Here is a 10,263-nt window from a genome sequence, read left to right as displayed (position 1 = left end):
TAAGGTACTTGTAAAATCAGAGCAGTCGGCAAGCTTATGTTTGGCGGCTGTTGTGGTTTACAAGTATCGCTAATAGGTAACTTACCCTGAATAAAATAGGGGTAAAGTGGCGAACGCGGGGAACTGAAACATCTAAGTACCCGTAGGAAAGGACATCAACCGAGACTCCGCAAGTAGTGGCGAGCGAACGCGGACCAGGCCAGTGGCTTACATGAGACAAGCAAAACGATCTGGAAAGGTCGGCCATAGTGGGTGATAGCCCCGTATGCGTAATGCGAATGTAAGTCCTTGAGTAAGGCGGGACACGTGAAATCCTGTCTGAACATGGGGAGACCACTCTCCAAGCCTAAGTACTCGTGCATGACCGATAGCGAACTAGTACCGTGAGGGAAAGGTGAAAAGCACCCCGACAAGGGGAGTGAAAGAGTACCTGAAACCGGTTGCCTACAAACAGATGGAGCCTGAAATGGTGACATCGTACCTTTTGTATAATGGGTCAGCGACTTAGTGTGTCGAGCAAGCTTAAGCCGGTAGGTGTAGGCGCAGCGAAAGCGAGTCTGAACAGGGCGTTCAGTTCGACGCATTAGACCCGAAACCGAGTGATCTAGCCATGAGCAGGATGAAGGTAAGGTAACACTTACTGGAGGTCCGAACCCATAACTGTTGCAATAGTTCGGGATGACTTGTGGCTAGGGGTGAAAGGCCAATCAAACTCGGAAATAGCTGGTTCTCCGCGAAATCTATTTAGGTAGAGCGTCGACCGAATACCCTGGGGGGTAGAGCACTGGATGGGCTAGGGGTCCTCACCGGATTACCAAACCTAACCAAACTCCGAATACCCAGGAGTACTAGTCGGCAGACACACGGCGGGTGCTAACGTCCGTCGTGAAAAGGGAAACAACCCTGACCTACAGCTAAGGTCCCCAAGTTATGGCTAAGTGGGAAAGGATGTGAGGATCCCAAAACAACCAGGATGTTGGCTTAGAAGCAGCCATCATTTAAAGAAAGCGTAACAGCTCACTGGTCTAAATAAGGGTCTTTGCGCCGAAAATGTACCGGGGCTAAAGCCATACACCGAAGCTTAGGGTTTGCAGCTTGCTGCAAGCGGTAGCGGAGCGTTCTGTAAGCCAGTGAAGCCGTACCTGTGAGGGGCGGTGGAGGTATCAGAAGTGCGAATGCTGACATGAGTAACGTAAGGGGTGTGAGAGACACCCCCGCCGAAAGTCCAAGGGTTCCTGCTTAAAGCTAATCTGAGCAGGGTTAGCCGGCCCCTAAGTCGAGGCAGAAATGCGTAGACGATGGGAACCACGTTAATATTCGTGGGCCTGTGGGTAGTGACGGATCGCACAAGTTGTCGGGTCTTATTGGATTGATCCCGGCAGCGGAGCGGTTCCAGGAAATAGCTCCCACTTATAGACCGTACCCGAAACCGACACTGGTGGACTGGTAGAGTATACCAAGGCGCTTGAGAGAACTATGCTGAAGGAACTCGGCAAATTGCACGCGTAACTTCGGAAGAAGCGTGACCCTTTTGCGGGCAACCGTAAGAGGGTGGCACAGACCAGGGGGTAGCGACTGTTTATCAAAAACACAGGGCTCTGCGAAGTCGCAAGACGACGTATAGGGTCTGACGCCTGCCCGGTGCTGGAAGGTTAAGAGGAGAGGTGCAAGCTTTGAATCGAAGCCCCAGTAAACGGCGGCCGTAACTATAACGGTCCTAAGGTAGCGAAATTCCTTGTCGGGTAAGTTCCGACCTGCACGAATGGCGTAACGACTTCCCCGCTGTCTCCAGCATAGACTCAGTGAAATTGAATTCCCCGTGAAGATGCGGGGTTCCTGCGGTTAGACGGAAAGACCCCGTGCACCTTTACTATAGCTTTACATTGGCATTCGTAGTGGCATGTGTAGGATAGGTGGTAGGCTTTGAAGCCAGGGCGCCAGCCTTGGTGGAGCCACCCTTGAAATACCACCCTTATCTCTATGGATGTCTAACCGCGGCCCGTTATCCGGGTCCGGGACAATGTATGGTGGGTAGTTTGACTGGGGCGGTCGCCTCCTAAAGAGTAACGGAGGCGCGCGATGGTGGGCTCAGAACGGTCGGAAATCGTTCGCTGAGTGCAATGGCATAAGCCTGCCTGACTGCGAGACTGACAAGTCGAGCAGAGACGAAAGTCGGTCATAGTGATCCGGTGGTCCCGTGTGGAAGGGCCATCGCTCAACGGATAAAAGGTACGCCGGGGATAACAGGCTGATGACCCCCAAGAGTCCATATCGACGGGGTTGTTTGGCACCTCGATGTCGACTCATCGCATCCTGGGGCTGGAGCAGGTCCCAAGGGTATGGCTGTTCGCCATTTAAAGCGGTACGTGAGTTGGGTTCAGAACGTCGTGAGACAGTTCGGTCCCTATCTGCCGTGGGTGTAGGAATATTGAAAGGATCTGTCCCTAGTACGAGAGGACCGGGATGGACGGATCTCTGGTGGACCTGTTGTGGCGCCAGCCGCATAGCAGGGTAGCTATATCCGGACGGGATAACCGCTGAAGGCATCTAAGCGGGAAACCCACCTTAAAACGAGTATTCCCTGAGAACCGTGGAAGACGACCACGTTGATAGGCCGGGTGTGGAAGTGCGGCAACGCATGAAGCTTACCGGTACTAATAGTTCGATAGGCTTGATCGTTCTCATTACTTATGTTCATCGCCAACGCGATCAACGGCACGACAAAGACCAGCGAATAGAGAGTAGAGACTACTCAAAAACCCTATTCGCTCCAAAAGCTTCTCGAATACATGCCTTTTGCCGACCTGGTGGTTATGGCGGAGCGGCTGCACCCGATCCCATTCCGAACTCGGCCGTGAAACGCTCCAGCGCTGATGGTACTTCGTCTCAAGACGCGGGAGAGTAAGTCGCTGCCAGGTCTGCCAAGGGCATGTAAAAACATCGCAACGCGATGTCGGTCAATCAATCTTCTCTTTACAAAATGGCCCGCCAACGGGACCAACGGGCCGCGTAAGCGGCCCTTTCTGTTGGCAAAGCACAGAAACAAGGACATTTTGCCCAAGGCAGAAGTCCGATAACGCCCAAACAAGGACATTTTGCCTCCGGCAAAAGTCCGATGGCGCGGGGTGGAGCAGCCCGGTAGCTCGTCAGGCTCATAACCTGAAGGTCGTTGGTTCAAATCCAACCCCCGCAACCAAATCATAAAACGCCCGCTTGGTGAAAACCACGCGGGCGTTTGACGTTGAAGACCACACCATCAACGCCACGACAAAATCAACGCCAAGATCACATCACACACCAGCCAGACACGACAGCAAAACACCGCACAACAAAAAAACCACAACACCAAGAAAAACATATGGTCGCCCACGGCTTGGAGCAGCTGCGGCGGCCGACGCTAAGGGGGTAGGGGACTGCGGCCCCTAAGACCAGCCCCTGACAGAGGCGACTGGTTGTCTGGCGTTGCTTACCTGGCTGGGCTTGTGATGAGCGTGGATCGTCAGGTTCACGTGTCTGCCAGAGATCAGCTCGCTGGCGCTCTGGCGGCCAATTGGGCGCACTGTTGCTGAAACCGCACCCAATATGGAGCCCGTTACGATTGGCTGGCTGGCATCATGTTCCAGAGCCTCAGCCGCTATTCAGGCGCGTCGACTGCCCTGCCGGATCGAGCTCCGCGCGATCTGCTCCGGTGGACGCATCCTCACCGCTTCGCGACTATCGCGGGGGCCTCGATCGTATCAACGCCGCTACCAAGATCGGGCAGCGTGGTTAGGGGGCTCCGTTGCGTCTGTTCAGTCGCCGACGTAGCCGGTGATCTTGCCGTGGAGTTCTGAAACCCTGTTCATCCGGTCTTCGATCGTGACACCGAGTTCATTGAACACGCCGTTGATCAGCAGGTTGCCGAGGCTGGCCATCTGGGCAGTCGATTCCCAGAACATGCCGAACTCGGTCGGCACGACGAACATTTCGTCGACGAGGTCACGGCCCCAGTCGCAGAAGGCGTCGGTGACAAGCGTGATCGGGATCTTCGCCTTCTTGGCTTCCTGCGCCAGGATCAGGTTCAGACGCGAATAGCGGCGCGCCTCGAATATCACAAGGCAGGTGGATTTCGGCGGGCTCAGCAGAATCTCACTGAAGTTGCCGCCTGCGATGTCGGCGAGTTGGATGCCGGGCCGCAGATATTGCAGCTGGTTGGCGAAATACTGAGCGATGCCGCGTTCTGTCTGGAAGCCGGCGACAAACACCTGAGGCACAGTTGCTAGGCGCTTGACCGCGCGGTGCCATTCCTTGGTGCGCGCGATCTCGTAGATCCTCAGCAGACCGGCGATCTCCAGTTCCAGGCTGCGTGCCAGCGCATCACCTTCGCGGCTGCTGTCGCGGAATTCCTTCAGCCTGTCGCCGGCGAGCCAGGGCTGGGTGCCGATATTGTCCCTGAGGTCCGTCTTGAGGTCCTTGAAACGAGCATAGCCCAGTGCCCGGCAGAAACGCCCGACCGTCGGCTCGCTGACACCGACCTTGCTGGCCAGCGTGGCTGACGTCTCGAACGGCAGCCCGCTCAGATTGGCCAGCATGTAACTGGCCAGCGCCTTCTCGGCGTTGGTGGCGTTGGCGAGGCTGTCGGCAAGCCGCCGGCGGACCGATTCTGTCATGCTGATCTCCGTGGCTAATGGGGGTGTCTTGTAAGAATTCTATCACAGATGTGATTGACGTTTGTTTTTTTTCAAAATAGCTTGCCTCTGTCTCGTAGAGGAACGAGGAAGAGGATCGCTGCGATTTTTCCGACACCAGTCGGATCGTTGCAGCAATCGGGAGGAAGTATGCCCTGGAGTGACAGCTCATCTGTCATTGCGGGCTCGTGATTTCTTGGCCGTTACATCCAAAATGCTGCCTCCAAGCGGCAAGGCGGAGCTTTGTCAATTTACCAAAGGGAGGGTGGACATGAATCGACGTGAGTTTCTTGCATCGGTATCGGCTGTTACGCTGGCAGCTGGGCTGGGCCTGGATGCACGGCATTCAGCGAGGGCTTCGGAGAGCGAGGCGGTGTTCGTGCTTGCCAGTGCCGAGGTCGGCGCGGCGTCCCAGGATCCGATCCGGGCTACCTTGCTGAGCACCGTGGCGACGCTGATCTATGACCGGCTTATCGAACAGGATGTCGACCAGTCCTATCATCCCCACCTCGCAGAATCCTGGGAAACCAGCGCTGATGGCATGAGCTGGATCTTCAAGCTTCGGCAAGGTGTTCGCTTCCATGATGGTGAACCGTTCAACTCGGCAACCATAGCGTGGTGGATACCCAAGTTCAAAGGTACGCCCAACGAGTACCTGGTCGACGCCATCGATCGTGTCGATGCGGTCGACGACCAGACGTTCAAGTTTGTGATGAAGCGGGCGGATCCGAACCTGATCTTCAATCTGGCATCCGCTTTCATGGGGATACCTTCGCCGAAGGCCTACGATGCGGCGGGTGACAGCTATGGCGTGACGGAGGCCGTCGGTACCGGTCCCTACAAACTCGAGAGCTTTGCCGTCGGCCAGGAAGCTGTGCTGGTCGCCAATGAGGAGTACACTTGGGGCAGCGACCTCTCGGAGAACAAGGGCGCGCCCCACATCAAGCGGTTGACGATGCGCGAAATTCCCGACGCGTCGACCGCCTTCCTCGAGCTCAAGACCGGCGGCGTCGGCATGCTGCTGGGCGTGCCCAGCCAGTTCCTGCCGCAACTGGAAGCGGACGACAACATCAGCTTCCGCAGCCTGCCCGGTATGGGCGTGACCTATCTCGGCTTCAACACCCGCAAGGAGCCGTTCGACGACCTTGCCGTGCGCCAGGCAACCGCGCTGGCCGTCGACCAGGCCGCCATCCACAAGAGCGTCTTTAATGGTGTCGGTCTGGAATCGCACCAGTTCCTGATCAGTTCGCTGGCGGAATCGAAGATCGACCCGGCGCTGGAAATCCACCATGACCTGGGCAAGGCCAACGAGATTCTCGACAAGGCTGGATGGCAGCGCGGCAGCGACGGTGTCAGGACCAAGGACGGCAAGCCGCTGAAGATCAAGTTGACGGCACAGTCGGAGACCTCGTTCAAGCGCACCGCCGAAGTCGTCCAGGCACAGCTCAAGGCGATCGGCATGGATGTCGAGATCGTCATCTTCGACAACACATCCGTTGTCGACCAGCTCAAGAAAGGCGAGCACCAGCTCGCCGTGCGCCACTATGACTGGAACAACGCCGACATTCTCGACTGGTTCTTCAGCACGACCAACATTCCCTATCCGAATTCCACCGCTTGGCAGGACGAGAAGTCACAGTCGCTGCGCGACATCGCGATGACGCAGTCGAAGACGCCCGAAGAGCGCGTCGTGAATTTCAGGAAGTACCAGGAGAACCTGATCGCCAACTTCCTGTTCGCGCCGATCCATGAGCCGGTACAGAACTACGCCTTCAACAAGACGCTGCTCGACGTGCCGGAAAAGCTGCGCGGCACACAATTGGTGCAGGCGACAGTCGTCGACATCAAGGTAGTGGACTAGGCAGCCAGGCATAACGAAATGATCGGCTTTACATTGAGGCGGCTGCTTTTGCTGCTGCCCGTATTCTTTGTCGTCTCGCTGGTGGTGTTCTTCATCATCCACCTCGTGCCGGGCGACCCCATCGACAACCTGATGCGGGCCGGCTCATCGCCTGAGCAACGCCTCCAGATCGCCGCGAAGTACGGCCTCGACCGCAGCCTGGTCGAGCAGTACCTGACCTGGATGGGGCGGCTCCTGACCGGCGACCTCGGCACCTCGATCATCCAGGGGCGCCCGGTCAGTGCGCTGATCGCCTACAACCTGCCCTACAGTCTCCAGCTGGGCGGTGCGGCGCTGCTGTTTTCGACGCTGACCGGCATCGCTGCCGGGGTGATCGCGGCGAGCTATCAGGGCACCCGCATCGACGATGCCATCACCGGCTTCATCCTGCTCGGCTCGACGGTGCCGAGCTTCTGGCTCGGTCTGCTTTTGATCCTGGTCTTTGCCGTCTGGCTCGGCTGGGTCCCGGTTTCGGGTGCACGCGGATGGAACTCTCTCATCCTGCCGGTCATTGCCGCAGGGCTGGGGGGCATAGCACTTGTGGCGCGGGTGACGCGGATCGCCATGATCGAGACGGCGCGGCAGGATTTCGTCATGCTGCTGCACGCCAAGGGGCTGCCGCCGTTCATCATCCAGCTGCGCCATGTCCTGCGCCACGCCATGGTTCCTGTCGTGACGATCCTCAGTCTGCGCATCGGCTGGGTGCTCGGCGGCGCGGTGACCATCGAATACGTCTTTGCGCGACCAGGTCTCGGTGCGCTTTTGATCCGGGCGCTGAACCAGCGCGACTATCCCCTGGTTCAGGGTTGCCTGCTGATGCTGGCCATGGCCGTCATCATTGGCGCCCTGATCGGCGACATCGTCCAGGCGGCGATGGATCCCCGCCAGCGTGAGGCACGGTCATGACAAGCTCTCGTATTCGGGCCCTTCTCAAGGCAATCTCCACCTTCAAGGGCGGTATCTCCGGTGCGTTCCTGCTGCTTCTGGTCATCGGCGCCTTGTTTGCTCCGTGGCTGGCGCCTTACCCTTATGACCAGCAGGACCTGGGGATCATGAACCAGGCCCCGTCGATGACGCATCTGTTGGGCACCGACGAGTTCGGTCGCGATGTGCTGTCGCGCATGATCACAGGCGCTCGCACCTCGCTTTCGGTCAGCATCACCGCGATCGGCATCTCCGTGCTGCTCGGTCTGGTGCTGGGGGCAACCTGCGGCTACTTCGGCGGTGCGTTCGACCGCATGGTCATGACTGTGGTCGATCTGACCTGGTCATTCCCCGAAATCCTGATCGCGCTGATGCTGGTCGCCATCATCGGACCCGGCCTGGAAGGCGTGGTCATCGCTATCGCCATCGCTTATCTCGCCCAGTTCACGCGGCTGACGCGCACCCAGATCATGTCGCTCAAGAACGAAACCTATGTCGAGGCAACGGTCAGCCTCGGCGCTGGCCATACCCACATCCTGTTTTCGCATCTTCTGCCCAATGCGCTGGCGCCGGTGCTGGTGGCGGCGATGCTGGCGACGGGCGATGCCATCATCCTGGAGGCGACGCTCGGCTTCTTCGGCCTGGGCGCGCAGCCGCCGACGCCGAGTTGGGGCGCGATGATGAGTTCCGGCACGGCCCAGCTGTTCATTGCGCCATGGGTGATCCTGCTGCCGGGGCTCGCAGTGGCGCTGACGGTGGTCTTTCTCAATCTGTTCGGCGACGCGGTGATCGCAGCGCTCGACGTCCGCACCAAGTTGAGGGAGGCGTAAGATGCTGCTGGATCTGGACAGACTGAAGATCAGGTTCGGCGCGTTTTCGCCGGTCGACGAGGTCTCGTTGAAGGTCGATCGCGGCGAGATATTGGGCATTGTCGGCGAATCCGGCTCGGGCAAGTCTTTGACCGCAACCGCGATCATGGGACTGCTGCCACGCATCGGCGGCCAGGTCGCCGCGGGCACGATCCGTTTCGACGGCACCGAGCTGGTCGGCCTGCCCGAACGGCAACTGCGCCGGCTGCGCGGCGGGCGCATAGCGCTCATTACGCAAAACCCGATGACCTCGCTCGATGCCCTGATGCGGATCGGACCCCAGATCGACCAGGCGGCTCGACTGCATCTCGGCCTCGACCGCAGTGCGGCGCGGACCCGGAGCCTCGAACTGATGGCCGACCTCAGGATCCCGGATCCGACATCGGTCTATGAGCTCTTTCCGCACCAGCTTTCCGGCGGCATGAAGCAGCGCATCGTCATTGCCATGGCACTGGCCGGAGATCCTGAGCTGCTGATCGCCGACGAACCGACCACCGCGCTCGACGTCACTGTCCAGGCTCAGATCGTGCAGATCCTCGTTGACCTCGTGCGGCAGCGAGGGCTTGGTCTGATCCTGATCACCCATGACATGGGTGTCGTCGCCCAAGCCTGCGATCGCGTCGCGGTCATGTATTGCGGGCGCGTGGTCGAGTTGTCGGAGGTCGATGCGCTGTTCGAGCATCCCCGCCATCCCTACACGCAGGCGCTGATCCGCTGCATTCCGCGCCGCGACATGGCACCCGGTACGATGAATGCCATCCCCGGCTTTGTTCCGACCGCGATGACGCAGCCGCCAGGCTGCCGGTTCAACCCGCGCTGCGCCCACGCCATGGACCGTTGCCGCGTGCAGGCGCCGGAGCTTCAGGTCGCGTCAAGCGGCAACGGCGTGGCCTGCCATCTGGCGGAGGCAGCATGAGCGATCTTCTTACCGTCACTGGTCTCAGCCGCCGTTTTGCCGATGGCGGGCTGTTTCGCAAACGTAAGGTGTTCCACGCCGTCAGCGATGTCTCGTTCAGCCTGAAACGCGGCCAGATCCTCGGTGTCGTCGGTGAGTCCGGATGCGGCAAGTCCACGTTGGCGCGGCTTGTGCTGCGCCTGATCAACGCCAGCGAAGGACAGGTCACGTTCGACGGCGTGGACATGGGCGCACTGTCGCGCGGCGACTTGCGCCGCCTGCGACAGCGCATGCAGCTGGTCTTCCAGGACCCATATTCGGCAATCGACCCGCGTTATTCGGTCCGGGACGCGTTGCTCGAGCCGTTCAAGGTGCAGGGGGTGAAGCTCCAGGCGGCCGACGAGACAGTGGCATCGCTGCTCGACATGGTCGGGCTGAACACCTCGCTCGCCGGGAGCTATCCGCATCAATTGTCTGGCGGCCAGAAACAGCGCGTCGGCATCGCGCGGGCGCTAGCGCTCAATCCGTCGCTGGTGGTGCTCGACGAGCCGACTGCGTCGCTCGATGTTTCGGTGCAGGCGCAGATCGTTTCACTGCTGGAGCGGCTGCGGCGAGAGCTTGGGCTGACATATCTCTTCATCTCGCACGATCTCGGACTGGTTCGCTATTTCTGTGACCAGGTGCTTGTCATGTATCTCGGCCGCGTCGTCGAGGTCATGCCAAGCGATGCCGAGCCCAGCCATCCCTATACGCGAGCGCTGCTCGACAGCACGTTCGAGCCCGATCCGCGCCAGCGCCGCACCATCACCCGCCTCTCTGGCGAGGTCCCGAGCGGCTACGACCTGCCGTCCGGCTGCGCCTTCGCCAACCGTTGCCCGCGAGTTTCCGAGCTGTGCCGGCGCGTCCTGCCGCCGCTGGCGATGCAGGGCAATGGCCAGCAGGTCGCCTGCCATCATCCGCTCGCGCCTGAGCTCGATGAGGGCGCAGAACGCAGGTCGGTGGCGTGAG

The 10,263-nt window shown here is 59.4% G+C and carries 6 protein-coding genes, 1 tRNA gene and 2 rRNA genes (1 of these 9 only partly in view); 8 read left to right on the top strand and 1 reads right to left on the bottom strand.

What is annotated here, in order from left to right; all coding sequences use genetic code 11:
• From B015_RS0119975 to B015_RS0119965, 3 genes are all read left to right on the top strand, one after another.
• A 23S ribosomal RNA gene (locus B015_RS0119975) occupies positions 1-2,679 on the top strand; it begins 133 nt to the left of the window's first position.
• A 124-nt stretch (positions 2,680-2,803) separates the two neighbouring features.
• A 5S ribosomal RNA gene (rrf, locus tag B015_RS0119970) occupies positions 2,804-2,918 on the top strand.
• 201 nt (positions 2,919-3,119) lie between these two features.
• A tRNA-Met gene (locus tag B015_RS0119965) sits at positions 3,120-3,196 on the top strand.
• A gap of 595 nt (positions 3,197-3,791) precedes the next feature.
• Here B015_RS0119965 and B015_RS0119960 read toward each other — a convergent pair.
• Entirely contained in the window at positions 3,792-4,649 is an 858-nt protein-coding gene (locus B015_RS0119960; protein WP_018429512.1) for a MurR/RpiR family transcriptional regulator, read from the bottom strand.
• A 289-nt stretch (positions 4,650-4,938) separates the two neighbouring features.
• On the opposite strand from B015_RS0119960, the gene B015_RS0119955 reads away from it, so the two are divergent.
• Genes B015_RS0119955 through B015_RS0119935 form a run of 5 tightly spaced genes read left to right on the top strand, consistent with a single transcriptional unit; the run spans position 4,939 to position 10,262 of the window.
• The gene (locus B015_RS0119955) at positions 4,939-6,528 is read left to right on the top strand and encodes an ABC transporter substrate-binding protein (protein WP_081623508.1); all 1,590 of its coding nucleotides are present in this window, start codon (positions 4,939-4,941) and stop codon (positions 6,526-6,528) included.
• A gap of 18 nt (positions 6,529-6,546) precedes the next feature.
• Positions 6,547-7,473 (top strand): ABC transporter permease, encoded by a 927-nt coding sequence (locus B015_RS0119950; protein WP_018429510.1) that lies wholly within the window; start codon positions 6,547-6,549, stop codon positions 7,471-7,473.
• Entirely contained in the window at positions 7,470-8,321 is an 852-nt protein-coding gene (locus B015_RS0119945; RefSeq protein ID WP_018429509.1) for an ABC transporter permease, read from the top strand. Before B015_RS0119950 ends, B015_RS0119945 begins: the two co-directional genes overlap by 4 nt.
• Before the next feature lies 1 nt (position 8,322).
• Entirely contained in the window at positions 8,323-9,276 is a 954-nt protein-coding gene (locus B015_RS0119940) for an ABC transporter ATP-binding protein (protein ID WP_018429508.1), read from the top strand.
• Positions 9,273-10,262: an ABC transporter ATP-binding protein gene (locus tag B015_RS0119935; RefSeq protein ID WP_018429507.1), complete on the top strand. Its 990-nt coding sequence runs from the start codon at positions 9,273-9,275 to the stop codon at positions 10,260-10,262. Before B015_RS0119940 ends, B015_RS0119935 begins: the two co-directional genes overlap by 4 nt.
• The last annotated feature ends 1 nt before the right edge of the window (position 10,263 follow it).

Source organism: Hoeflea sp. 108 (genome assembly GCF_000372965.1).
In the GTDB taxonomy this organism is placed as follows: Bacteria; Pseudomonadota; Alphaproteobacteria; order Rhizobiales; family Rhizobiaceae; genus Aminobacter.
This window is presented reverse-complemented; position numbering and strand designations above follow the sequence as displayed.

Bases quoted from the DNA above. Each gene is read 5' to 3' on its own strand.
- B015_RS0119960 (WP_018429512.1), bottom strand. From the start codon at position 4,649: ATGACAGAATCGGTCCGCCGGCGGCTTGCCGACAGCCTCGCCAACGCC.
- B015_RS0119955 (WP_081623508.1), top strand. From the start codon at position 4,939: ATGAATCGACGTGAGTTTCTTGCATCGGTATCGGCTGTTACGCTGGCA.
- B015_RS0119950 (WP_018429510.1), top strand. From the start codon at position 6,547: ATGATCGGCTTTACATTGAGGCGGCTGCTTTTGCTGCTGCCCGTATTC.
- B015_RS0119945 (WP_018429509.1), top strand. From the start codon at position 7,470: ATGACAAGCTCTCGTATTCGGGCCCTTCTCAAGGCAATCTCCACCTTC.
- B015_RS0119940 (WP_018429508.1), top strand. From the start codon at position 8,323: ATGCTGCTGGATCTGGACAGACTGAAGATCAGGTTCGGCGCGTTTTCG.
- B015_RS0119935 (WP_018429507.1), top strand. From the start codon at position 9,273: ATGAGCGATCTTCTTACCGTCACTGGTCTCAGCCGCCGTTTTGCCGAT.